We start from the raw sequence: 26383 nt of genomic DNA, 5'->3' as shown, positions 1-26383 counted from the left end.
TTTTAATTATCAGGACTCTGATAATTATTTAATAAACTGATCCAATCGATTTCCATTCGATCGAACCACCATATCTGCAATTGTCAATGCAGCCATCGCTTCAACTATAGGTACTGCTCTTGGAACCACACATGGATCATGGCGGCCTTTACCTGAAACTGTTGCTGAATTTCCTTCTTTATCTATTGAGTCTTGATCAACCATAATCGTTGCGACAGGTTTGAACGCTACTCTAAAGTAAATATCTTCTCCATTTGAAATACCACCTTGGATACCTCCAGATAAGTTTGTTTTTGTTCTCACTTTTCCTTCAGCATCAGTATAGAATGTATCATTGTGAGTAGACCCTCTTAATTTAGTTCCTTCAAACCCACTACCGTATTCAAAACCTTTACAAGCATTGATACTAAGCATTGCTTTACCTAGTTCAGCATTTAATCTATCAAATACAGGCTCACCTAAACCAGCAGGAACTCCTGAAACAACACAAGAAACAATACCACCAATTGTATCGCGATCTTTACGAACACCATCGATTAGTTCGATCATTTCCTCTGCTTTTACAGGGTCTGGGCATCTTACAATATTGTTCTCAATTTCAGAAAAATCTAAAGTAGAATAATCATCAGAAACGCGGATATCTCCTACTTCCGAAACATAAGCATTAAAATCTATACCCATGTTTTTTAAGAATGCTTTTGCTACTGCACCTGCCGCTACTCTTGCAGCTGTTTCTCTTGCAGAGCTTCTTCCTCCACCTCTATAATCTCTTACTCCATATTTTGTATGGTAAGTATAATCTGCATGAGATGGTCTAAAAACATCTTTAATATGAGAGTAATCCTTACTTCTTTGGTCTTGATTCCAAATCAATAAAGATATAGGTGTACCTGTTGTTACTCCTTCAAAAACTCCAGATAATACTTCTACACTATCTGCTTCTTTTCTTTGAGTAGTAATTTTTGATTGACCTGGCTTTCTTCTGTCCAATTCTTTTTGAACTTCTTCCAAGTCAAACGCTACTCCTGCAGGACAACCATCTATTGTTACACCGATAGCACGACCGTGCGATTCTCCAAAAGTTGTGATTCGAAATGCTTTTCCAAACGTATTCATTACCTATATTGTTAGTTTCAACCCCAAAAATATGATCTTTTTTTCTTATAAATTCCAAAGAAACACACTTTCCGCCCCGAAGTTATAATAAAAATAGATTTGAGTACAGTTTCCTAACTATCTTCAAGTTATATTTGTGAGGTTTTTCACCAAAATCTTGAAAAATATGGAATACAGTTTCTTTATTTATGATGGAGTCGTAGGAGTTAAGTTAGTTGGAGACTTCTTAGGCCACCCCGAAGAAAAAAATTTAATCAGGGACGCTAAAAACTTTACAAAGTCTGGATTAAGAGATTTTGTTATAGATGCAGCTCAGGTAAATCATATGAATAGCGGTGGTTTAAGTATGCTGGTGAGATTATATACGGACGTATCTCAACATAAAGGGAGAATGCTTCTTGTCGCTTCGCCTGAGCAACTTTCAAAACTACTTAAGATTACAAAATTAGATAAGGTATTCACTAAAGCAGAAAGAAGAGGTGAAGCTATTCAGAATTTAAGGCTTTCCAAGAAAAGTGCTTAATTATTATAACGAGAAATTAATATATAACAATAAATATATATCATTCTAAAGATGGATATTCTTTTAGGTATGCAGTGGGGAGATGAAGGAAAAGGCAAAGTTGTCGATGTCCTTGCTCCAAAATATGATGTCGTAGCACGTTTTCAAGGTGGACCAAACGCTGGACACACTTTGGAGTTCGATGGTAAAAAGTTCGTTTTACATCAAATTCCTTCAGGTGTTTTCCAAGAAGGTACATCAAACATCATCGGTAATGGTGTCGTACTTGATATTCGTATTTTCCGCGAAGAAATCGAAAAATTAGAAGAGTCTGGCTATTCTGTAAAAGATAAAATCCTTCTTTCTAAGAAAACTCACTTGATCATCCCTTCTCACCGTCTTTTAGACGCTGCTTATGAACAAAGCAAAGGAGATCAGAAAATTGGATCTACTTTAAAAGGTATTGGCCCAACATACCAAGATAAATCTGCTCGTGTAGGTTTAAGAACTGGTGATTTGTTTGCTGAAAACTTCAAAGAAAAATATGAAGCATTAAAGGCAAAGCATATTGAAATTCTGAATTTCTACAAATTTGACTTCTCTGAACAACTTCCTGCTATGGAAGAAGAATTCTTCAGTGCAGTTGAATACATCAAAACATTAAACTTTGTCAACTCTGAGTATTATGTAAATGATGCTTTAAAAGAGGGCAAGAAAGTTTTAGCTGAAGGTGCACAAGGTTCTTTATTAGATGTTGACTTTGGTTCATACCCATTTGTTACATCTTCGAATACCTTTGCTGCTGGTGCTTCTACTGGTTTAGGTGTTGCTCCAAACGCTCAAAAGAACATCTACGGTATCTTCAAAGCATATTGTACTAGAGTAGGTTCTGGTCCTTTCCCAACAGAATTATTCGACAAAACTGGCGAAGAGCTTCAAAACTTAGGACATGAGTTTGGTGCTACTACTGGTCGTCGTCGTCGTTGTGGCTGGTTAGACTTACCAATCCTTAAATATGCAGTAATGCTTAACGGTGCTACTGAATTATTTATGATGAAAGCAGACGTTATGAATACGTTTGAAGAAATCAGCATCTGTACTGAATATCTTCTTAAAGATGGTACTAAAACTACAGAAGTTCCCTACGATTTAGAAGATATCAAAGAGCCGATCTATACTACACTTAAAGGATGGAACCAAGAGGTAGATGTAAAACTTCCTTTTGACCAACTTCCTAAAGAGTTATTAGACTACGTGAAATTTATTGAAGAGTACGTTGGTGTACCGATCACAATGGTTTCAATGGGTCCAGATCGTGAAGAAACAATTATGAAATAGTTTTTCATAAAATACTAATTATAAAAGGTCAATATTCTCTTTTGAATATTGACCTTTTTTTATGGTTATATACCACTCATTCCTTCTATTTATCTATTACAATTTATGCCTACAGGTAAGATTACAGTTTACGAGCATTGAATTACCATTATGGAGTAATTGAAAAGAAGAGGTATTTCTAATTTTGTTATCAACAAATAATTACGATACGAAAAAGAAAAAAGATGACTAGAATTACAACTCTCATAATTACCCTTTTAATTGCTATAAATAGTATTGCTACAGAAAAGGTTAATTCTAATACAGTTTTATATAAAGGTGGGACAATTGTAACAATGGAGGGCGAAGCAGGAGAAACTGCTGAAGCTGTTGTTTCAATAGACGATAAAATTGTTTTTGTAGGAACAGAAGAAAAAGCAAAAGCTCTTTATCCCAAAGCTGTAGAGCATGATTTAGAAGGCAAAACAATGTTCCCTGGTTTTATCGAACAGCATATACACCCATTTCTAGGAGCTTTAACATTAGTAATGGATGTAATTGCACCAGAACCTTGGGATTTACCAACAAAATATTGGGAACCTGCTTATACTCCTGAAACCTACAAAGAAAAACTAATTCAAATTGAGGCAGAGAAGGAAGATCCTAATGAAATCTTAATGACTTGGGGATATCACCATAATTTCCATGGTAAAATTGATAGAGATTACCTTGATGAGATCAGTAAAGATCGCCCTATCCTAGTATGGCATAGATCAGTACATGAGATGTATTTAAATACGGCCATGATTGAACATTTGGGGCTTACTGAACAATGGGTAGAAGGTTTAAATGAGCAGCTAAAGGAACAAATCGATTTCGAAAAAGGCTATTTCATAGAAGCAGGATTAATGCTAGGTTTACTTCCTAAAATTCACCACTTGATGGGATCAGAAGAAAGAATGAGAAAAGGGCTTGATCAAATGATTAAGATCTTGAGAAAAAATGGTGTAACTGCATTCAATGAGCCTGGAGCTTTTATTATGCCAGGTCATCATGAAATTTATATGGAAATGTTAGGAGCTGAAGAAACACCAATGTATTCTTTCTTTATACCAGAGTCTAAAACACCTTATTTCAGACATGCTCATGAAGGTCCTGAGGCCATCGTTAAAGCAGTAGAAGATATCACTCATAGTTTCCCTAAAGAAGGTAAAGTTCGTTTCTTTGATAAGCATGTAAAATTACTTATCGACGGTGCAATTGTTTCACAATTAATGATGATGGAAGATGGTTATTTGGATGGCCATGAAGGAGAATGGATACAAAGACCTGAAACAATTTCTGAACTATTCGACATCTTCTGGCCATTAGATTACCAACTACATGTTCATGTAAATGGTGACAAAGGAATGAATGAACTTCTTAGGGTTATTGAGAGAAAAATGGAAGAAATGCCAAGAGAAGATCACAGAACAACGATTGTACACTTTGCAAATTCAACTAATGGACAAGTTGAAAGAATTCAAAAGCTTGGATGTATTGTAAGTGCGAATCCTTATTATGTCACTGCTTTTTCAGATAAATATTCTGAAGTAGGGTTAGGGCCTGTGAGAGCTCAAGCTATGGTAAGATCTGGAGAAGCTGAAAGAAGAGGAATCCCCTTCTCATTACACTCAGATTTACCAATCGGTCCATCCGATCCATTATTCTTAGCGTGGTGTGCGGTAACTAGAGGAACATTACAAGGAAATTCATATAGACCTGACCTTGCATTATCATTACATGGTGCAATGAAAGGAATTACAATTGAAGCGGCTTACTCATGGAGAATGGAAAATGAATTAGGAAGTATTAAAGAAGGTAAAATCGCGAATTTTACAATTCTTGAAGAAAACCCCTATGAGGTTGAGGAAAGTCACTTAAAAGACATAAAGATATGGGGTACTGTCTTTGAGGGAAAGTGCTTTCAAAATTAGTGTTAAATATTTGATTAAGGTCATTAAAAAAATCTCTCTTTTTAAGGGAGATTTTTTTTATACATACACATTTTTGAGCAAAAAAATAAACCTTTTTGGAGCATTAGATTACTGAAATAGAGTAACAAAAACAAAGTAATGAAAGTAATTTTACAATAAATAAAAAATGAAAAATATGAGACAAATTTTACCAATTCTGCTACTAATAATTGGGTCTTCAATAAATACTTTCTCTCAACAAAAGGATATTAATAATATAAATTTATTGGAAGATACAAAGCCATCACCTTTAGATTGGGATATGAGTTTAACTCTTAAATCTCAAAACGTATTTAGAGGACTTTTACCTTCTGCTGCTCCTGCTATGGCATCTCAATTAGGTGTTAAATATAAGAACTGGGTAGCTGCCATGTATGGTGGTGTAGGGTTAGATGGTGTATACCAGGAAACAGACTTTATTTTTGGATACTATACACCTCGTTTTAACGTCCGTTTTGAGTATTACTATAACTTCACTCAAGGAATTACAGATATACCTATCCCCTCAGGAATTTTTGATTTTAATAGACAAACAACAAGAGGGTTTTTAGACTTTATCATTAGTGTACAACTGGATAAAAAAGGAAGGTGGAATCTTACTTCATCTACCTTAGTATTTGGACGAGATACCTATATAGAGACAATAGAACAGGAAGGTGAAGAAATAACAAGAAGGGGAGACCAACGTTACACACAATATCTACAATTAGAATACAATTGGTATTGGGGTAAAAATAAATTAAAGGCCCATATAGGTGGATCTTTTAGTTTAACAGACCCTTCTGGTTCACAGTTTTATGGCAGTAAAGCTGGTTTAAATGATGTTGGTCTAGCTGTTATTAGAAAAGTACAATTAAACGATAACATTACGCTTCCACTAAAAATAGGAATGATTACAAACCCACTACATCAAACAAGTTATTTAAATGTTGCAATAGATATTTTCCAAATAACAAAGTGGTAAACAACTAACAAAAAGCTCTTATAAATCGACAACAAAACCAATTTTAAAATAAATCTAAAATCAAATGAAAAATGTGTGTAAAGAGTTGATAAGGAATTTAATGAAGCCCTTATTAATTACAAGTTTAGTGGCCTATTCTCAAATTGCTTATTCTCAAGAAAGTAATAATGACACTAAGGACTTAGAAGAATTAGTCGAAAATAAGAATATTCCAAAGAAAGGAAAGCTTTATATCGCTCCTTTACCTGTAATTGCTTCTAACCCCGCCTATGGTTTAATATATGGTGTAGCAGCATCAGGTAGTATGTTTATGGGAGATCCTAAGACCACAAAAATGTCTAATGTATTGGCTACAGCAACGTATACAACGAAGGATCAACTTATGTTATTAATGAGAGGTAATATTTATTCCAACGAAAATAAATGGATGTTCCAATCAGATTACAGGTTAATGCTATCGTCTCAACCTACATATGGACTTGGAACAGGTTCAACAGAACATTTTAATTCTCCTAGATATTCAGTTTTTGATGAAAAAGACAATACTAATGGTGAATTAATGAATTTTGACTTCTTCAGAATACACCAAACAGCATTAAAAGAAATAAAACCTTCTTTTTATGTAGGTACAGGTATTCACTTTGACCGTTTTGCAAACATTGTTGATGAAAATCTGGATGTAGAAAATGGTGATTTGACACACCACTATGTATATAGTCAGAAACACGGATTTGACCCAAATGGATATAACTTGTTAGGTCTTTCTGCTACTGCATTATATGATACTCGTGATAATATTGCCAATCCATACGAAGGTAGATTCTTAAATGCTTCATTTAGATACAATGGTGAAGTTTTAGGTAATTCTACGGGGTCATCTACATTATTTTTGGAATATAGAGAGTATATTAGCTTATCGAAAAAAGTTCCAAGAAATATTCTTGCTTTATGGACTTATGCAAACGTAACTACTCATGGTCACTTACCGTACATGGCTTTACCATCAACAGCATGGGATCAAATGGGTAGATCAGGTCGTGGATATGCACAAGGACGATTCAGAGGTGAAGATTTATTCTATGCTGAGGCAGAATATAGATTCCGCTTACCATTAATAGGTAGTAAACCTGATTTATTAGGAGGAGTACTTTTTGCTAACGCAACTTCAGTTGCCGCAAGAGATGCTAAAGAAAGATTAATGCAAAACTGGAATATGGGATACGGAGCAGGCTTAAGAATTCAAATTCAAAAAGCTACACGTACCAATATTGGCATTGACTACGGTATGAATACTGCTGGAGAAGGTGGAGCTTTATACTTGAATTTAACCGAGTACTTCTAAAAAGAAAAAACCTACTTTATTAATTAACATTCAATTTATTCATTTTTTTTGAGAGAGACTTATGGAAAAAGAAGATACTTATTATTTACAGTTTGAAGAAGGACCTCATGTAAATTATTTCAATACACTTTCTAGGTACTTCACCAACATGAATATCAGTAATCACGATTTGTACCATAAAAAGGGTAATGACGTGGTTGAAGGTACTGTTATTAAAGTCTGTGATAGGATAAGTATGGCTGTTTTTTCATGTTCTCTTTCAAAAAAAATGATATGGGAAAGAATAAAACCAGACAATGATCCCAATTTGCTTCATCTAGCAATTATTTGTGAAGGCAATTTGAAACATTATTTCAAAAATAAAGTAAAGGAGGTCGAAGCCGACAATATGAATGGAATTATATTTTATAATGGATTGTTCCCTCTTAATGTTGAATTTGAACCTAATAAACGTTTAACCTCTATTACTTTTAAGTTTTATAAATCAGATATAGAAGAAGTCTTCACAGACTCTTCTGCTTTTATCAATGGTTTATTTGACGAAAATGAAGGAGTTATTTACCACTTACCTATTTTTCAAGAAATTAAAAAGTTAGCAAATGATACTATCTTCTTTTACAAAGAAGGTTTTAACCGTAAGGCATATTTGAAAGCAAGAGGGTTAGAAATTTTAGCAGTTCTCTTTAAAAAGCTTGAAAACAATCAGATTACTAAGCAAAATAGCTTAAAGGTTCAGGACATGGAAAGAATGAATGCTGTAAAAGCTAAATTATTAGATTCACTTTCCACTTCTGTTAACACAGAAGAACTCGCCAAGGAGTTTGCCATTAGTGTTTCTAAATTAAATAAAGATTTTAAGAATATGACTGGCACTTCCATTTATAAGTTTTATATCAACGCGAAAATGGACGAAGCCTATAGAAGGCTAAAGACAGGTAAGTATTCTGTAAGTGATGTAGGATATGATTTAGGGTATACTAACTTATCTAAATTTTCTGAGATGTTTAGGAAAATGAAAGGAGTCAATCCAATTGAAGTTATTTAGGAATAAATAAGCCAATCATCAATCAAAGATGATTGGCTTTTTCATAAAATTAGACAATTTATATAATAATATTTCTACTATTTCATACACAATTAAGCTAGAAATAAATATACCGTTTTGGAGTATTGGATTACTGTAACTGAGTATTTACAGGAGGAGTGCTTTTGTAATTTTGTATTAAACAAATAGATAAAGAGGAATATGAATTACATCAAAAGAACACTAACCATAATACTTTCCATGCTTTTGGTATGGTCTTGTAAAACTAAAGCTGATAATATTGATTTTGTACTCTACTATAATGGAGATATCATCACGATGGACGGAGACTCTCCTATTTATGCAGAAGCTTTAGTAGAATCAAATGGAAAAATAGTTTATGTAGGTACTATTGAGAATGCAAAAAAACAATACCCTACAGCTTCAAAAAAGGATCTTCAAGGAAAAACTTTATTACCAGGCTTTACAGACGGTCATAGCCATATGGCTATTGGTATGCAAAATATTGCATTTGCTCAATTATCCTCACCACCTGTTGGAGATATTACATCTATTGATGATATCGTTAAAGCTTTAAAAGAAAATCAAACTAAAAACAACATTCCCGAAGGTGAATGGGTTAGAGGATGGGGTTATGATCAAGATTTCTTGGCAGAAAAAAGACACCCAACTAAAGAGGATTTAGATAAAGCATTCCCAAATAACCCAGTATTTATTCACCATGTATCAGGTCATATGGCTGTGATTAATAGTTATGCTTTAAAATTATTGAACATTGATGAGTCGGTTCCAGATCCAGAAGGAGGAAGATATGTTAGAAAAGAAGGTGGTAATGAGCCTACAGGTTTAGTTCAAGGAAATGCAGTTAAAAAATTACTTTTTGAGCTACCAAAAGCTGACCAAGAGACAAAAATCCAAAATTTCAAAGCAATCCAAGAGTATTATGCAAGTCATGGTATTACTACTGCACAAGATGGTTTTACAGAATTAGAATTTATTGACTTTGTGCAAGAAATGGATAGCCTTGGGTTAGTAGAAATGGATATTGTGACTTTAGTAGGTTATCCTTTTATGGAAAAATTATTTACTGAATACGACGTAAATTATAAAGAATATAACGGACACCTTAAAATAGCGGGTATTAAAATTATTGCAGATGGTTCTCCACAAGGAAAAACAGCTGCAATGTCTGAACCTTACTTAACAGATGTTCCAGGGTGTAGTCATGAATGTAAAGGATTGCCTTATCTTACGAAAGCACAACTTATAGGTTTAATGCAAGGAGCTTATGCAAATAATGCACAATTATTTGTACATGGTAATGGTGATGCTACTATTGATTTAATTTTAGATAGTCATAAAGAAGCGGAGGCAAATCTTCAAAAAGATTTAAGTGATAGAAGAACTGTAGTCATTCACTCACAGTTTATGAGACCAGAACAATTAGATAGATATGCAACAGAAGGATTTGTTCCATCATTCTTTACAAACCACACATATTATTGGGGAGATGTTCACTTAGAAAATATGGGTGAAGAAAGAGCCAACTTTATTAGTCCAATGAAATCAGCTTATGAAAAAGGAGTTAAGTTTGAAAACCATACAGACTATATGGTTACTCCTCATGATCAATTGTTTACTGTTTGGACTGCTGTGAATAGAGTTTCAAGAAATGGAAATATTATTGGTCCAGATGAAAGAGTAAGTCCATATATCGCATTAAAATCAATCACTGATTGGGGTGCATACATGAATTTTGAGGAAGACATTAAAGGTACACTTACTGTCGGTAAATATGCTGACATGGTAGTTCTTTCTGACAATCCTTTAAAGGTTAACCCTATGGATATTAAGAACATAGAAGTACAAGAAACGATTAAAGAAGGAAAAGTAATATATAAAAAATAGGTCATTTCATAGTAAGAGTTAAATAAACACATACAAGAGGTGGAGTACTATCAGGATAGGTGTCTTCACCTCCAATCTTACAATTATGAAAGAATATCAATCAACTTTCTTACAACAAGAATTAAAAACTAAAATCAATCTATATACAATCAAAAATTAAAATCATGAAAAACAATTTCCATTATATCATTCTACTACCTTTAATAATTCTTTTTTCATGCAACAACAAAGAGGATTTAAGTCCTAAACCTCAAATCACAAACTTTAAGGTCAGTGATGGTCATCACCATCATAACCTACATGAAGGAAGTGTCATTTTTAAAGGAGAAGAAGCAATTATTGATGCTGATCTCGAAGGAAACCAATTATCGACGGTTAAACTAGATATACATTGGGGAGAAGGTCATGAGCATAATGTTACTCATGAAGGCGATTCAATATTATGGGCCACCAATATCATTTGGCAATTTGGAATAAATGATGGTCTTACTCCTGAGGGTGTTTACCCTAATAATCATAAATTACATGAACATATCGATATCCCTAGAGCGGTAGATGGTCTTCCAATAAAAGAAGGAAACTATCATTTCGTTTTACACCTATGGGATCATGAAGGAAATGAAACTCAAAGTGTTCTTAATGTAGAAATCACTTCAAAAAGTGAAGAGGGATAAGATTTTGTTTTATCTATAAAATGATAAGCTCTTCTGTTTTCGTCTATGTATGATGAAAGTAGAAGAGTTTTTTTTGCTGCTATAATTGAATACCTATAACAAGAACATCATCTGTCTGCTTTTCTTTTTCTTTCCACTGAAGAAAGTTATCAGCTAATTTCACTTTTTGTTCTTGCATAGTATACCCTGCAAAGCTTGCCAATTGTTGCTTATATTTTTTCTTTAAAAACTTAGTATTCTTAACTCCTCCAAACTGATCTTGATACCCATCTGATTGAAGATAAATACAATCTCCTTTTTGATAAGGGACTTTAATAGAATCAAATCTTTTATCTTTGATTAATTGCCCTCCAATACTAAACTTACCTCCCTTATATTCAGTTAGTCCAGAGTTATTAACCAAATACAAATTTTGCTTTGCTCCGGCAAACTCCAATTCTTGTTTCCTATCATCAATCTTAATAATAGAAACATCCATACCATCCTCAACGGTGGTAGTATTCTTACTTGTCAGCTTTACCACATTCTGGTTTAGGTAAATCAACAAGTGTCTTGGGTCTGATATTTTTAATAGAGAAGCTGCCCCTGATAAAATATCATTGGCCATGATAGTTAGAAATGCACCCGGTACACCATGACCTGTACAATCAATACAAGCAATTGTTTTTACACCGTTTCCATAATCATGCATCCAATAAAAGTCTCCTCCTACTACATCTCTAGGTTCCCAAAATATAAAACCATCCTGAACTAATTCTTTAAAATATTCTTCAGATTCCAGTAAACTCTGTTGTATCCTACTCGCATAACGTATACTTGAATTCAATTTATTATTGACATTTTCTAAAAGATCTGTTTTCTCAGAAAGCATTTCTCTTTGAGCAATAATTTCCTCATTCTGTTGAGTCAGTTCTTCGTGATTAGACAATAGTGTTTTATGCTGATCATTTAAAGCAACAGACGCTTTTTGTTTCCAATTTTCATATGTAAAAACAACAATAAGATAATACACAATTACCCCTGTGTACATCACTCCTGCATAAAAGTCATATGACGAATCTGGCATTAGATTTTTTACCACAATATCATGATAGTCCAAAAGAAAAATAATTAAGACATCTAATACAGTAAATACCGCCCAAATGATTCCAGATAACCTATTAGCATACCAAAATGCACTAACAATCGCACATAGAAACCATGCAATAACTGGAGCTGTTATTCCTCCTGAGTATAACGCAATAACCGTTAGTCCTGATAAAATAAGAAAGGCAAAAAGGTTTCCTATGATATAATATGGTGCTTTAATTTTTAGTAGTAGAAATAATAATGCATGAACTACAATGAAGTAAGCACAAACGTACACTCCTACATCAAATTTCATTACTAATTCGGATAGAATGAGATAGACAATACTTATTCCTAATGTTGTAAATAAGGTAATTAGTAAAAACCTAGATTGGTTTTGCTTTTCATTTTCTTTCAAAAAATCAGTAGACAAAGAAAAATCATCAGCATTAATTTTTTGTTGGTTTACCATAGAGCAGTTTGTAAGTAGTTTATTATTACATTAATTGGTTAGTCGTTATACTTCGGTTGGTAATGCATCAATAACGAAACTTTTTCCTAAAAAAGTATGTTTAATATAGTACCCACTAACTTTTTTAGACTAAAATTTTACTATCATGAATATCAAGAACCTTAAGGATGAGTTAATCGATACCTTTAAGACTTTTAAAGATTCTGAAGTAATCTTTTCAAGCGAGGAAGGTAGATTAATTGTACCTCAAAATGAAGAAGAAGCCTTATCACTACAAAATGATGGATACAAGGCTTACTTCAAAGAAGACCTTAAACAAGAATTAGGAACAGACGGTTTAGGTCTATTTTATTAGAAATGTTTACCGCCCTACACGAAAGTATAGGGCTTAATTATGCCTTAAACTTTCTTATTCAATATTGTAGCTGATGCTTGAGCTGTTGGGTATACCACTAAATCTGCAATATTTACAGAACCCTTTCTTGATACCATAAAGTAGATTATATCAGCAATATCTTCCGCATATAATGGAGTATACCCCTTATACACATTTTCCGCTTTTTCTGAATCACCTTTAAAACGCACCTCAGAAAATTCAGTATGTACTAACCCTGGGTGTACTGCACCTACTCGAATACCAAACTCATTTAGATCATATCGCATTGCTTCATTTAAAGCATTCACTGCAAATTTTGAAGCATTATATACATTTCCATTAGGATAAACATCTTTACCAGCAATTGATCCGATATTGATGATATGCCCTGATTTTCGTTCTTTCATTTGATCAATAATTGCTTTGGAAACATATAGTAATCCTTTGACATTAATATCAATCATTGCATCCCAATCATCAACATCACCATCTTGTATTGGTGCTAAACCATGAGCATTTCCTGCATTATTAACTAAAATATCAATTACAGAAAAGTCTTGAGGCAAGTTTTCTAGTTTGGCAAAAACGTCTTTCTTATCTCGCACATCAAATGATAAAGTATGTACTTTTACTTTCTCTGATAACTGATTTCTCAATTCATCTAAACGTTCCTGTCTTCTTCCACAGATCACTAAATTGATTCCATGATCTGCAAACATCTCTGCTGTTGCTTTTCCGATTCCTGAAGTTGCTCCTGTAATTAATGCTGTTTTAGTCATTCTTTTGATATTTAAAACACATAAATGACATTTCCATAATATGTTCCTCCTCAGCTAACGGAGGAAAATAGAAATGCTCTAAATGCTTATTGAATTGATATTTTAATTGAGGAAATTCTTTTTCAATGGTTTCTTTAAGGTAAGTTTCTCTCATATCCCATTGGTGTGTAATGATCAGTAAAAATCCTTCATTTTCCAATGATGAAAGTAGCTTCTTAAACATATTTATTTCTTTGGACCTATCTTCTTCTTGGCAGTGTATAACTGCATCCAATAATATTACCTGAAAAGTATTTGAAGGATTGTAATTATAGATATCTTCTACAACACCTTCTATCTGATGATTACTCTTCGTAACCATTGTATCTACTCCAACAGCTGAATAATCTACTCCTGTAACTTGAAAGCCAAGCTTCAAAGCCAACATAGAATTTCTACCTTGTCCACAACCTAAATCCAAAAGAGCTCTCTTTTGTTCTAAGTTTTCTAAAAAATTATTTAGTTCAGGATAAGGTGCTCCAAATGCATCAGGATGTTGATAGAATTCATCCCATCCTTTTTGTTGGTTAGTTGCCAAAATTTATCTCAGTATGGTCTCCTAAATTTAAGCTTTGTGCTATCCCTTTTAAAGTAGAATCGTGTCCTACTAAAGAATTTCTTAATAACAGATCATTTAAACTTGTATATGCCCCAATAATTGAGTTGGCTACTATACAATTTTCAATTCTAGCCTCATCTCCTATCACTACATTAGGGCCGATAATCGCATTTCTAATGACAGCGTTTTCTCCTATTTTTACTGGTTCAATGATAATCGATTTATCACAATCTAAATCTGAAGTCGTATTTGTTTCAAATCCAGGTCTAGCTAATAAAGTGGCATTTGCTTCTAATAAAGATAACCTTGCACCACAGTCATACCAGTTTTCTACAAATTGAATATTGAATACTTCCCCTTGCTCAACCATATGTTGGATGGCATCAGTAATCACAAACTCATTATTACAAGTAATGTTATTCTGTACTACATAGTTTAATGATTCCAATAACAGAGGTACGTTTGTTATTTTATAGATACCCACCAGTCCTAAATTGGATTTAGGAATCTTTGGTCGCTCTACGAACTTCTTAACTATATTCTCTTGATTTACTTCAGCAACACCTACTTTTCCAGGTTGATCCACTTTTTGTACACCTACAACAGAATTAGAATTACCTAACATCTGTTTCATATCCAGGTTCACAATTGAATCCCCTAAACACAACATTAATTCATCCTCATCCTTAAAGAATTTCTGAGCTACAAGAATCGCATGTGCTGAACCCTCTCTCGGAATCTGAACAACAAACTCAAAATGTACTTTGGTATCCTTGTAATTGTCAAGAATGAATGATTCAATTCGAGCCCCCATATACCCTATCACAATGATAAATTCATCAAACCCTGAATCAATAAATTTATCGATGATATGTGCAATAATTGGTTTTCCTGCAACAGGTAATAACGCTTTAGGTTGTGTATTTGTTAAAGGTCGAAGGTTGGACCCTCTTCCAGCGACAGGGATTAATACTTTCATATAGAGACTTGCTTAGGTGTAGTTCTTAATTCAATAAAGTGCTTCCGAAATAATATAGATAAATACTATTTTTTATAGTTGAATATAAAGGTAAAACCAAATAGATAAATGTGTAGATGAATTTATTCAAAAATTTAATTCTTGATCAAAAAAGTATCATATTTCATAAATTTGAGAAATTAGGTATCTATACACAAAGTATATATTCATTAAAATGCTTCCCGAATACCAAAGTACCATATAAATCCATCTTTACTGTAAGTGGTATCAAAACGGACATTAATTCTTGCATAAGGTAAAATTGTATATCTCACTCCCAATCCAACAACAGGCAACCATTCGGCATCAGTGAAATCATTATAATCACCATAAACTTTACCGTTACCCAAAAGTCCCATAAAACGTAACTTATTATCGAAGAATGGGGAAGTGTACCTGAATTCGACTTCAATATTCAACGCATTTTTATCTACTCTTCGTCCTGATTGATATCCTCTTTGAACATCTCCATTCACTCTTCCATAATAAGAATAGTTTGCTCTCTCTGGGTTTCCTGTTAAAATATTTCCATATACTTTAGCTGCAATAATATATCGATGCGTTGGGTTTAAAGACCAAAACCCCATCAACTCAATCATATTGGTTAAATACTCATTATTTTTTTCGTCTGATGCGAAATATTGATAGCCAGTATAACTCACAAAATATCCACTATAAGGATAATTAACATTGTCTCTAGTATCAAAATCTAATTTATATGCTACACCACTATTTCCTGAGCTTTCAGTTAATCCATTAACAGTAACTAAGGTATCTGATTCAGGGTTATTGCCTTCAAAATCCACTTTTTTATAATTGTACCCCAGACCTAAATAAAGGTGAGGAATCACTCTTCTCATCACATAGGAATCAAACTGAAAGACTTTTTGCTTGGCATCGGCTCCAACTAACTTTGTTGTATCTGGGTACAAAGTGCCATCTGGAGTCTCTGAGTAATCGTATAAACTCAACTCTTTATTAAGGCCTCCTCCTCCGGCTCTCACTCTAATTCTCCAAGTGTCTTCTTTTAAATAGAGTTCATTATTAAAACCAACTATATATGATTTATTTGTTGTATACATTCCATATACTGAAGTCATAGAGTTTGGTGAAATTGTATCTCCTTTTGATGGATAATACGTCAACATGGGTGCTACAAAAAGTCCGAATTTAATCGATGGGTCATACATAGGCCCTGGGATCACTCTCAGTTTCACACCTTTTCTCTCTTTAACAGCATCGAACTTTGTCATTTCCTTGTTCCGATTTTTTTGAACGGCAGTAGAATCCTGAGAAAAGGCTGAAAATGAAATATTTATAAATAGTAATAATAAAAAAGACGTAATAGATAGTTTCATGCTTTGGGCTTTTGGGATAATAATGAATATAAAAAAAAGGTATCATTTCTGATACCTTTTCTCTATAATTAATAGAAAATTCTATTATTCATTATACATATTGATGGGTTGTCCTGTAGTCTCTAATACAGACCACCATAATGGACCATCAATATCAATTTTCTTTCTTGAAGCTGTTGCTACAGGAATTGGTAAGTAAGTAAATTGGTTATGCCAACGACCTACTACAAAATCTGTGAAACCTGCCATAGCACCATGAACTGCATTTAATGCAAGATCATTACAGAATACTGAGTCTGCAGGGATAGCTACTTCTGAACGAATAATATAAGAAGGGTCAATGTATTTCACTGTCGCTTCCATATTTTCGTCAGCAAAGAATTTATTGATCTCATCTTTAAGATAAACACCAATATCTTTATGCTTCACATTACCTGATTTATCAAGGACTTCATCACCTTCTTCAAATAGATGTTGTCCGGCACCTTCAGCCACTACCACTAATGCATGATGACGTTCATCTACACGCTTCTTCAACTCATTTAAGAATCCTTTAGGACCATACATGTCAAATTTAGATTCTGGAATAAGAACGAAGTTTACATCTGGCATTGCTAAAGCGGCATTTGCAGCAATAAAACCTGAGTCACGACCCATTAATTTTACTATGGCTACACCATTATAAGCACCTGTTGCTTCGTTATGAGCATCCCTTACGATTGATGCTGCAGTAGTAAATGCAGTATCGAAACCGAAAGTTTTTGTCATAAAGTTAACGTCGTTATCAATTGTCTTTGGAATACCCGCAGTAGCAATTTTTAATCCACGACGCTCAATTTCTTGTTGGATTACATGATTACCAGAAAGAGTACCGTCTCCACCAATAGTGAATAAGATATTGATATTTTCTCTTTCTAATGTATCTACCATTGCAGAAATATCTTGGCGACCTCTTGAAGATCCTAAGATGGTTCCTCCGAATAAGTGAATATCTTTTACAACATTTGGCGTAAGTTTTACCATTTCATGACCATAGTCAGAGATAAAACCTTGGTATCCATATTGAATACCCCAAATATTTTTAACGTTATATCTATAATATAATCCGTTTACTAAACCACGGATTACATTGTTAATGCCAGGACATAATCCTCCACAAGTAACAATTGCTGCCTTTGTTTTAGACGGATCGAAGTAGATGTCCTTTCTTGCACCTGCTTTTAAGAATGAGATAGGTTCTTCTTCGCTAGATTTTGCAGAATTAAAAGCGTCTAATGATGCATCATAAATAATTCTACGAGAGTCATCAATATATTCCTTGTCTGGTGCTGCTTCTTTGTAGTTCTTATAAATTGGTGATAATATAGTAGCTTTTCCAAGCTTCTTAACCTCAAAGTCTTCTCTTTTCAAGTCGTTCATGAGATGTTCTAATTTTAGATATCAATTTCAAAACACGAATTACAGTAATTATATCTTAAAAAAGGATGACCTAAGTAACCCTATTCTATGATATTTAGAATTATATGCAACCTTTTAATAATCGCATTGTCTTTACTAGTGAATAATGTTTCGCACAATGTTCGCAATATTAAAAAAATGATATTGCTATAAATATATACACGGGCACAAATCTACAATAAAAAATGAAATTAAAACTTATTCTTTCAACTTTAACAGCTCTTATTATTTCTGTTCAATTTACACTTGCTCAATCTTCTAGAGAATTAAAACCATTCAGTGTTATTGGTATCTCGGGTGCAATTGATGTAGTTTTAGTAGCAGGAAACAAAGACCAAGCAGATATTACGGTTTACAAGAATACCAAACTTGAACATGTGATCACTGAGGTAAGTGGTGATAGATTATCTATCCGACCTAAAAAAGGGGTGAGAAACGTTAATGCAAAAGTAACATTAACTTATTCTTCAAAGATCACAAAAATCAGTTTCTCTGGTTCTAGCGATATAGAAGCTCAAAACACGATTAAGACGTCTAACCTTTCTTTATCAGGAAGTGGATCAGGCAGTTTTAAAGGAGATGTTCAATGTTCTGCTTTAACTTCATCATTAAGTGGTTCTGGGGAATTAGACTTAACTGGAAAAGTAGACGAATTTTCTATTAGTGTAAGTGGTTCTGCAGATATCGATGCAAAAGAATTAGAAGCTAAAATTGTTACTATTTCTGTAAGTGGTTCTGGCGATGTTGATTGTTTTGCGACAGAGGAAATTAATGCAAGAGTTTCAGGATCAGGAGATATTAGATATAAAGGAGACCCTGAGAAAACTAAAATTAAAGTTTCAGGTTCTGGTGATATCGAAAAAATCAACTAATTCTGTTGGCTAAGATAAAAGTCAAAAACAAAGGGCAATCATCGTAAAAATGATTGCCCTTTTTCTATTTCTTTAAAAATTCTCGTCCGGCGATTGTAGTTCCTAGCATACCAATTAGTACTACTGAAATGGAACTGAGTGGCATTAGGATCGCTGCTATCAACGGTGAAAGATTTCCTTGTACAGCATAACTAAGCCCTACGATGTTGTATAAGAATGAAATTACAAAACCTACATAAACCATTTTCATTGCAGATTTTGAAAACTTCATATAAATATTCAAATCTTTTACTTTTTCTGCTGAAATAATCCCATCACAAGCTGGTGAGAATTGATGGGCATCTTCAGCAACAGCTATACCTACATCAGATTGTTTTAGTGCTCCCGCATCGTTCAACCCATCACCTATCATCAATACTTTTTTCTGCTTGTCTTGATTATTGACGATGTAGTTCATTTTATCCTGAGGGGATTGTTCAAACCTCATCTCAGTATTTTGAGGGAAAATTTTCGACAATTTTTCTTTTTCCGATGAATTGTCTCCAGATAATAATGATACCTCATATTTTTTCTCTGACAAGTCCATTAAAAGCTGGTCGATTCCACCTCTTAAAGATTGAGCTAAAGAAAAATGACCTAAAATATCATCTCCTATTTTCACATAAGAAACCGTCTGAAATGATTTTTTAGAAGATGAATCTGCACCTACAAATGTAGCTTTCCCTAAACGTACTAGAATTCCATCCACAATCCCTTCAATACCATTTCCTTCTACTTCTTTAAAATTAGAAACTGTAATACCCCTTTGAGCTTCATTAGCTAAATGTTTTGCTATTCTACTCGAAACAGGGTGCGTAGATTGGGATGTAACTGCATAGACTTTATCTAATTGTACTTGTATTAATTTATTCCCTACAAAATTGATTGCCTGTTCTTTTGCTGAGGTAATCGTTCCTGTTTTATCAAATACTAAATGATCAATAGCGGCCATATTTTCAATGGTTCTTGTGTCTTTCGCATACAAACCAAACCTTGCCATTATTCTCATGGCATTACCTAAAGCAAAAGGGGCGTTTAATGCCAATGCACATGGACAAGCAATAATTAGAACAGCTGTAAATGTATTTACGGCATGTGTTGGTCCATCAACATTCCACCAATATGTTCCAGCAATTGCAGCTACAAATAAGATGACTAAAGTAAACCACTTACTTATCACATTGGTTTTTGATTGTAGAAAATCGGTTGCATTTTCCTTAGTAAAAGTATGCTCGTTCCAGAGTCTTGTAAGATAGCTTTGAGAAACTTCTTTTGTTACTTCTACTTCAATAACCCCTGCAGTTTGTTTACCTCCTGCATACAATAAATCTCCTGATTGCTTTTCTACAGGTTTAGATTCACCTGTTACAAAACTATAATCAATTTGAGCATCCCCTCTTTTTAAAATAGCATCTGCAGGAATTAATTCTCCATTTTTAATCTGCAGCGTATCGTATACTTCTAATTTTGAAAGTGGAATATTCTCTAACTCACCATTTTTTATTCTAGTAACTGCAATAGGGAAATAAGATTTATAATCTCTTTCAAAACTAATGTTGTCGAACGTTTTCTGTTGAAACCACTTTCCTATCAATAATAAAAAGATTAACGCTCCTAAAGAATCAAGATAACCTGCACCAGTATCAGATAGTATTTCAAAAGCACTTCTAAGAAAGAGGGCTAGAATGCCTAATGAAATAGGAACATCAATATTTACTCCTCTATGCTTGATCGCTTGCCAAGCTGATGTAAGGTAATCTCTAGCCCCATAAAAGAATACTGGCAAACTTAATATTAGGTTTAAGTAGCCAAAAATCTCAATGAATTCTTGATCCTCTACTGTGATTCCCAAATATTCAGGAAAACTCAGCATCATGATATTTCCAAAACAGAATCCTACAACACCTAACTTAATAAAGAAAGTCTTTTCTTGTTCTGATCGTTGTTTCTTCTTCTTGTTTTTCTCTAGATCCTCTAAATTAATTAATGGTTCATACCCTAAATTAATTAGGAGCATCACTAGGTCTCTTAATGAAATCTTTTCTTCTGAGAAGGTTATATAAATTTCTCTTTTCAAAAAATTCACCTTAGACTCAAGCACACCTCCATGCAATTCGGGTAGCTTTTCTAATAACCAAATACATGAGGAGCAATGAATTTGAGGGAGATAAAAACTAAGTTTTGCAATTTCACCATCTGTAAAATCAATCAACTTCTTTTTTATCGAATCATCATCCAAGTAAGCCAACTTATCTCTTTGAGATTTTCCTTTTTGTCTTACTCCTGGTTGATTATTTAATTTATAGTAATCTGATAAATTATTTTCTTGCAATAATTCATAAACCATATTACAGCCGTTACAGCAAAATGATTTACCTTCATCATTGGTTATTAATTCATCCTTACAGTCTTCTCCGCAATGGTAACAAGTTTGTATGTTCTTTTCTGAGTGCATTTAGATAGATATAATTCTGAGATGCTACAAATTTCGTTAGCAATTCTGAATTCATTACTGACAATTATCAGTTGATCAAAAATATTAGGAAAATTCAGTTAACATTGCAATTAATATTAGACGCGAAAGATACAAATACATGAAATTACATATTGGTACAGGAGCCAAACAAATGTTATTAGCTGCTTTAGTCATGACTACCATGCAGTTAATCGTCAAATCGATTCCTCAAATACCACCTCAAGAAGTAGTTTTTTTCAGGGCTTTAGTCTCTCTAGTCTTAAGTTATGTTACCCTCAAAAAAGCAAGTGTTTACTTATGGGGTAACAATCAGAAGATGTTATTTCTCAGAGGATTTTTTGGAACCGTTTCTCTTGTTTTAGTCTTTGCCAGTTTTCAAAATCTACCATTAGCTACAGCTGTAGTATTGCAAAATTTAGCACCTTTATTCACAGCAATTTTTGCTATGCTCTTTTTAAAACAACCTCTTAAACCCGCTCAGCTATTATTTATGAGTTTAAGTATTGTTGGAGTAGTATTAATCAAGGGTTTTGATCCAAGGGTAGATCCTCTATACCTAGCCATTGCTATCAGTGGAGCAATTGGTTCTGCTGCTGCATATACTGTAATAGGAAAATTAAAAGGTAAAGAAAATCCTGTCGTCGTTGTTTTTTACTTCCCATTTGTAGCCGTACCAATAACAGGGTTATGGTGTTATTTTGATTGGGTTACCCCAACAGGGTGGACTTGGATAGCATTACTAAGCATTGGAATTTTATCTCAAATTGGCCAAATACTACTCACTAAAGCCTATCAATCTGATGATGATGCTGCAACAGTTTCAAGTATGAATTATACAAGTGTGATTTACGGAGCTCTTTATGGTATATTCTTCTTTGGAGAATTCTTTAGTATTGAAGTAATCTTAGGTATGCTCCTTGTTATGCTAGGAACAATATTAAATTTGATATACAAAACTAGACTACAAAAATAGTCATAAACTAAAAAGGGTTGATATCTAGTAGATATCAACCCTTTTTTTGAATTAGATAAGATTATTCCTCTGTATCTTCTTCATTATTTTTTGTAGGATTCAATTTAACTCCTCTTCTTAAGTAAGCTGGAATGTCTCTCAAATCTTTCAATTCATCATTTGAAATTTCTTTCATTGAGTCAAACTTTTTATAACTACTTAAGTTTTGTGATGTTGGTGTTGCAGTCTCTTCAACATTATCATCATTAGATATTGATGCTGCAGAGCTTGCTTCATATTCATCATTAAGTGAGTAAACCGTTTTTTGTGGTTTTGCTTCTACTTTTTCCTCAACCTGGGGAGCCGCCGAAGTTTCTGCTACAGGAGTTTCTTCAACTGATTCTGTAGATTTTTCTTCAACAACTGGAGTAGTTTCCTCCTTTGTAGAGATTGGTTCAGGTGTTTTTGTAGGAATTGAAGTAGAAATTCTACTTGTCTTATTTCCTAAACCAGACTCCCCTTTGTTAAAAAAATCTGAAGGTGACTTATCTTTATCTTCTTCAAAACCTGTAGCAATAACTGTAACGCTAATTGCATCGCCTAATGATTCGTCTTTAGCTACACCAAAGATCACCTCAGCTTCTTCACCTGCTCTGTCTTGAATATAACTTGTCACCTGCTCAAGTTCACTCATATCTAAGTTGTCATAATCACTTACAACTAAACTTAGTAAAATGTACTTCGCATTAGTAATATCAGTATTATTCAATAATGGAGACGCAATTGCAGCTTCAGTAGCTCTAATTGCACGGTCTTCACCAGACTCAATAGATGAGCCCATTACGGCAGTACCCGCATCTCTCATTACTGTATTAACATCTTCAAAATCGACGTTGATATATGCGTCTACAGTGATAATCTCTGCAATAGATTTTGCAGCACGAGCTAAAACATTATCTGCTTGAGAAAATGCTTCTCTCATTGAAGATCTACCGTAAACCTCTTTCAATTTCTCGTTTAGAATAACAAGAACAGTATCACAATGTTCTTTTAATTCTTCGATACCTTGAAGTGCTCTTCTTTCTTTTGGTTTTCCTTCAAATCTAAAAGGCATTGTAACAATACCTACTGTAAGAATGTTCAAGCTACGAGCAATTTCTGCGATAACAGGAGCTGCACCTGTACCTGTTCCACCACCCATACCTGCAGTGATGAACACCATCTTAGTACCGTTCGAAAGAAATTGTTTAATATCATCTTTAGTCTCTAATGCAGACTCTCTACCAATTTCTGGCTTTGCTCCCGCACCAAGACCTGAAGTTAGTTCTAAACCTAATTGTACTTTATTAGGTACAGGACTAGACTCTAATGCCTGTTTATCTGTGTTAGCGATAAAGAAATCCACATCGTGAATTCCTAGTTCATACATGTGTCGCACGGCGTTACCACCGCCTCCACCAACACCAACCACTTTGATGATTTTATTGGCAGCAGAGTTGCTAGACATATCAAACTCGTAGCTCGTTTCAGTCATAGACTCAAAAAATTTATAAATTTAGGATCCTTTTAAAAGGAATCCATGTTGCTCTTTTGTTAAAACTTTTGCTAAAATAATAGCATAATTTGAAAGATTTACATTCTTTAAATAAGTATTTAAAAAAAATATCATCTTTCCTATATGAAAATACACAAAAATTATAGTTCAACCTAGAACTATTTAAAATAAAGTATTAATCTTTATAATCTTCTGTATCATCATAATCATCTATCAAAAGGTCTTTTGCCTTTTGAAGAAAATCTGAGAAAATATTCTTTCCTCTTGCAGCAGAAGTATCCGCAACTTTAGTTCTTTCTGAATATGATGTTGTTTTCTCGTCTTGAATCGGTTGTTGATACATTTTTCTTGGACGATCTTCTTCTCTCTGATCTAAAGCTTTAAACCCTGCCAATGCTAAGCCTAATGCTGTAGCAAATTTTGGATCTTTCACTTTTTCAGATCGATCTGATTTTCCTAAGAAAGCTGTCGGATAACCAATACGAGTATCCAAACCAATCTTATATTCAAATAAATGCTGGATATTTCTAAGTTTTGATCCACCACCAGTTAATACTAAACCGCCAGCCAACTTATCCATATATCCAGAATCTTTAAGTTCTGCTTTAATTAAATCAATAATTTCCTCCATTCTTGCCTCAATGATATAGGCTAGGTTCTTAATAGATACCTCTTTTGGAGTTCTATTATTGATTCCTGGAATTTCTACTACTTCAGAATCTTTAGTATTTGCAGCCATAGACTGACCAAATTTTACTTTTAGAAGTTCTGCCTGATGTTGCATCACAGCACAACCTTGTTTGATATCTGAAGTAATAATATCACCACCGAAAGGAATTACTGCAGTATGTCTGATAATACCATCATAGAAAATTGCAATATCAGTAGTACCTCCACCGATATCAATAATTGCTACACCTGCTTCTTTTTCCTCTTCAGTAAGTACCGCCATACTAGAAGCCAAAGGCTCCAACATCATTTGGTCTATTTCAAGATTACTTCTCTCAATACACTTTTTAATGTTACGAATGGAGTTACTATTAGCTGTTACGATATGGAAATCTGCTTCCAGTTTCACACCAGCCATCCCCACAGGATCTTTAATTTTCTCCTCACTATCAACAGTATAATGCAATGGAAGAACATGAATAATCTCTGTCCCTGGTTCTGTAATCACTCTATACATATCATTAGTCAGACGCTCAACATCTGTTACTGATATTTCATCTTCTTGATGAGGTAGTGTGATACTTCCATGTTGTCTGAAGCTTTTAATATGCTTTCCAGCTACACCAACATTGACAACATTGATTTCAATATTAGAATCATTTTCGGCATCTGTAATTGCCTGGTCGATAGCCTCTGTAGTTTTAGCGATATTACTAACAGTACCATCACGAACACCTTCAGATGTTGCATGACCTAATCCTAATATCTCTAATTGATTATATTCATTCATCTTTCCTACAACGGCACACACCTTTGTAGTTCCAATATCAAGCCCTACTATAATCTTTTCTTCCATATTCAACGTGAATTATTGTGAGTAACAAGCGGGTATTACTTTCTTTCTGTGATGGTAATTTTTATAATCCTATTAAAAAAACAAAATTTCTTAATATGTTCCGAAAAAAGCAAATATTCAAAACGTTTAATTGATAATGGTATAATTGATTCAACTTATTTGATCAAAGATTCATTAATCACAAACTATTTGGCCTGCATACTGTAATTTAATATTCTTGTAAACGTTCCAACCTTTCGTTGAAACAATCGTGTTATAATATAACTTTAATTTACCAAGTTTTTTTAGATAATCAGTTGGTTGTCCAAATTCAATTCTCTCTTTACCTACTTGAGGATAAGCGATAATCGACATGTCCTTATTGATATCTAATTGGGTTATTTGGGCATTCCAAAATCTATCATTACTTAGTTTATTGACAAACTCCAACAATAGATAAGTGTAATAAGAATCTTCCCAATAGTTTTGACTCATTAATTTTTCTGCTCCCGCACCAGTTATCAGCAACACACGAGCAGCATGTTTTTTTGATAATCCAATCATCTTACCTTCTTGATTAATATAAGTAGATTTTCCACTAGGTGTTAGAATCCTAGCAATTGGACGATCTTGCTCAATATCAATCACAAGATTATTTTTAACATCACGGGATACTTCTGCATTTCGGACAAATTGAATGGCATTTAAAGAATTCTCAATTTCTTTAATTGACATCCCTTGATCTGTACGATCTAAGTTCATCTTTGCTACCGCATCTTTTACTTCTGTAGCTTCAACAAACCTAGGTGCATTATAATTTGTGACATTAATAATCATCTCACCTTCATTGACAATATTAGGTCTTGTTACAGTGAAGACTATTGACAATAAGACTAAAAAAATAACTACAGTGAGACTAATGGCCCCTTTCTGCTTAAAAAATTGTTGTATCTTATTTTCTTTACTCATCTTAAA

At 33.7% G+C, this 26383-nt stretch carries 22 protein-coding genes; 11 read left to right on the top strand and 11 right to left on the bottom strand.

The window, feature by feature from the left end; genetic code table 11:
- Positions 1–24: 24 nt before the first annotated feature.
- Complete coding sequence (gene aroC / locus HGP29_RS02775; protein WP_168880785.1) at positions 25–1116, bottom strand: chorismate synthase; 1092 nt, start codon at positions 1114–1116, stop codon at positions 25–27.
- 166 nt (positions 1117–1282) lie between these two features.
- On the opposite strand from aroC, the gene HGP29_RS02770 reads away from it, so the two are divergent.
- From HGP29_RS02770 to HGP29_RS02735, 8 genes are all read left to right on the top strand, one after another.
- Complete coding sequence (locus tag HGP29_RS02770; RefSeq protein ID WP_168880784.1) at positions 1283–1639, top strand: STAS domain-containing protein; 357 nt, start codon at positions 1283–1285, stop codon at positions 1637–1639.
- A 51-nt stretch (positions 1640–1690) separates the two neighbouring features.
- Complete coding sequence (locus HGP29_RS02765) at positions 1691–2956, top strand: adenylosuccinate synthase (RefSeq protein ID WP_168880783.1); 1266 nt, start codon at positions 1691–1693, stop codon at positions 2954–2956.
- Between the two features lie 224 nt (positions 2957–3180).
- Complete coding sequence (locus HGP29_RS02760) at positions 3181–4911, top strand: amidohydrolase (protein WP_168880782.1); 1731 nt, start codon at positions 3181–3183, stop codon at positions 4909–4911.
- Positions 4912–5086: 175 nt separating this feature from the next.
- Positions 5087–5914 carry a hypothetical protein gene (locus tag HGP29_RS02755; protein WP_168880781.1) on the top strand — a complete coding sequence of 276 codons (828 nt, stop codon included), beginning with the start codon at positions 5087–5089 and terminating at the stop codon, positions 5912–5914.
- 100 nt (positions 5915–6014) lie between these two features.
- The gene (locus HGP29_RS02750; protein ID WP_168880780.1) at positions 6015–7256 is read left to right on the top strand and encodes a BamA/TamA family outer membrane protein; all 1242 of its coding nucleotides are present in this window, start codon (positions 6015–6017) and stop codon (positions 7254–7256) included.
- Positions 7257–7317: 61 nt separating this feature from the next.
- Positions 7318–8301 carry a helix-turn-helix domain-containing protein gene (locus tag HGP29_RS02745; protein WP_168880779.1) on the top strand — a complete coding sequence of 328 codons (984 nt, stop codon included), beginning with the start codon at positions 7318–7320 and terminating at the stop codon, positions 8299–8301.
- A 201-nt stretch (positions 8302–8502) separates the two neighbouring features.
- On the top strand, positions 8503–10209 hold the full coding sequence (locus HGP29_RS02740) for an amidohydrolase (protein WP_211093182.1): 1707 nt from the start codon (positions 8503–8505) through the stop codon (positions 10207–10209).
- 164 nt (positions 10210–10373) lie between these two features.
- Entirely contained in the window at positions 10374–10883 is a 510-nt protein-coding gene (locus tag HGP29_RS02735; RefSeq protein WP_168880778.1) for a DUF4625 domain-containing protein, read from the top strand.
- A 79-nt stretch (positions 10884–10962) separates the two neighbouring features.
- Here the strand turns inward: HGP29_RS02735 and HGP29_RS02730 are convergent, their stop codons facing one another.
- Positions 10963–12423 (bottom strand): PP2C family protein-serine/threonine phosphatase, encoded by a 1461-nt coding sequence (locus HGP29_RS02730; RefSeq protein ID WP_168880777.1) that lies wholly within the window; start codon positions 12421–12423, stop codon positions 10963–10965.
- A 145-nt stretch (positions 12424–12568) separates the two neighbouring features.
- Between HGP29_RS02730 and HGP29_RS02725 the strand changes: the two genes are divergently transcribed.
- Positions 12569–12778 carry a hypothetical protein gene (locus HGP29_RS02725; RefSeq protein ID WP_168880776.1) on the top strand — a complete coding sequence of 70 codons (210 nt, stop codon included), beginning with the start codon at positions 12569–12571 and terminating at the stop codon, positions 12776–12778.
- 44 nt (positions 12779–12822) lie between these two features.
- On the opposite strand, the gene HGP29_RS02720 is transcribed toward HGP29_RS02725, so the two are convergent.
- From HGP29_RS02720 to HGP29_RS02700, 5 genes are all read right to left on the bottom strand, one after another.
- On the bottom strand, positions 12823–13578 hold the full coding sequence (locus tag HGP29_RS02720; protein ID WP_168880775.1) for an SDR family NAD(P)-dependent oxidoreductase: 756 nt from the start codon (positions 13576–13578) through the stop codon (positions 12823–12825).
- Positions 13571–14155, bottom strand: a complete 585-nt coding sequence (locus HGP29_RS02715) for a class I SAM-dependent methyltransferase (protein ID WP_168880774.1) — start codon at positions 14153–14155, stop codon at positions 13571–13573. The genes HGP29_RS02720 and HGP29_RS02715 overlap by 8 nt, the downstream gene beginning before the upstream one ends.
- Positions 14145–15155 carry a sugar nucleotidyltransferase gene (locus HGP29_RS02710; RefSeq protein ID WP_168880773.1) on the bottom strand — a complete coding sequence of 337 codons (1011 nt, stop codon included), beginning with the start codon at positions 15153–15155 and terminating at the stop codon, positions 14145–14147. Before HGP29_RS02710 ends, HGP29_RS02715 begins: the two co-directional genes overlap by 11 nt.
- Positions 15156–15364: 209 nt before the next feature.
- Complete coding sequence (locus tag HGP29_RS02705; RefSeq protein WP_211093181.1) at positions 15365–16552, bottom strand: BamA/TamA family outer membrane protein; 1188 nt, start codon at positions 16550–16552, stop codon at positions 15365–15367.
- Positions 16553–16636: 84 nt separating this feature from the next.
- Positions 16637–17971 (bottom strand): ATP-dependent 6-phosphofructokinase, encoded by a 1335-nt coding sequence (locus HGP29_RS02700; protein WP_168880771.1) that lies wholly within the window; start codon positions 17969–17971, stop codon positions 16637–16639.
- 224 nt (positions 17972–18195) lie between these two features.
- Between HGP29_RS02700 and HGP29_RS02695 the strand changes: the two genes are divergently transcribed.
- A complete protein-coding gene (locus HGP29_RS02695; RefSeq protein ID WP_168880770.1) occupies positions 18196–18882 on the top strand; it encodes a head GIN domain-containing protein in 687 nt (228 codons plus the stop codon).
- 64 nt (positions 18883–18946) lie between these two features.
- On the opposite strand, the gene HGP29_RS02690 is transcribed toward HGP29_RS02695, so the two are convergent.
- Entirely contained in the window at positions 18947–21376 is a 2430-nt protein-coding gene (locus tag HGP29_RS02690) for a heavy metal translocating P-type ATPase (protein WP_168880769.1), read from the bottom strand.
- Positions 21377–21515: 139 nt separating this feature from the next.
- Between HGP29_RS02690 and HGP29_RS02685 the strand changes: the two genes are divergently transcribed.
- Positions 21516–22370 carry a DMT family transporter gene (locus tag HGP29_RS02685; protein ID WP_168880768.1) on the top strand — a complete coding sequence of 285 codons (855 nt, stop codon included), beginning with the start codon at positions 21516–21518 and terminating at the stop codon, positions 22368–22370.
- A gap of 61 nt (positions 22371–22431) precedes the next feature.
- Here HGP29_RS02685 and ftsZ read toward each other — a convergent pair whose 3' ends face one another.
- From ftsZ to HGP29_RS02670, 3 genes are all read right to left on the bottom strand, one after another.
- Positions 22432–23883 (bottom strand): cell division protein FtsZ, encoded by a 1452-nt coding sequence (gene ftsZ, locus HGP29_RS02680; protein WP_168880767.1) that lies wholly within the window; start codon positions 23881–23883, stop codon positions 22432–22434.
- A 196-nt stretch (positions 23884–24079) separates the two neighbouring features.
- The gene (gene ftsA, locus HGP29_RS02675) at positions 24080–25429 is read right to left on the bottom strand and encodes a cell division protein FtsA (protein WP_168880766.1); all 1350 of its coding nucleotides are present in this window, start codon (positions 25427–25429) and stop codon (positions 24080–24082) included.
- Positions 25430–25603: 174 nt separating this feature from the next.
- Entirely contained in the window at positions 25604–26377 is a 774-nt protein-coding gene (locus HGP29_RS02670) for a cell division protein FtsQ/DivIB (protein WP_168880765.1), read from the bottom strand.
- Positions 26378–26383 lie beyond the last annotated feature (6 nt).

Source organism: Flammeovirga agarivorans, assembly GCF_012641475.1.
Classification (GTDB): domain Bacteria; phylum Bacteroidota; class Bacteroidia; order Cytophagales; family Flammeovirgaceae; genus Flammeovirga; species Flammeovirga agarivorans.
The sequence above is the reverse complement of the archived record's forward strand: the minus strand, read 5'-3'. Positions and strand labels throughout refer to the sequence as shown.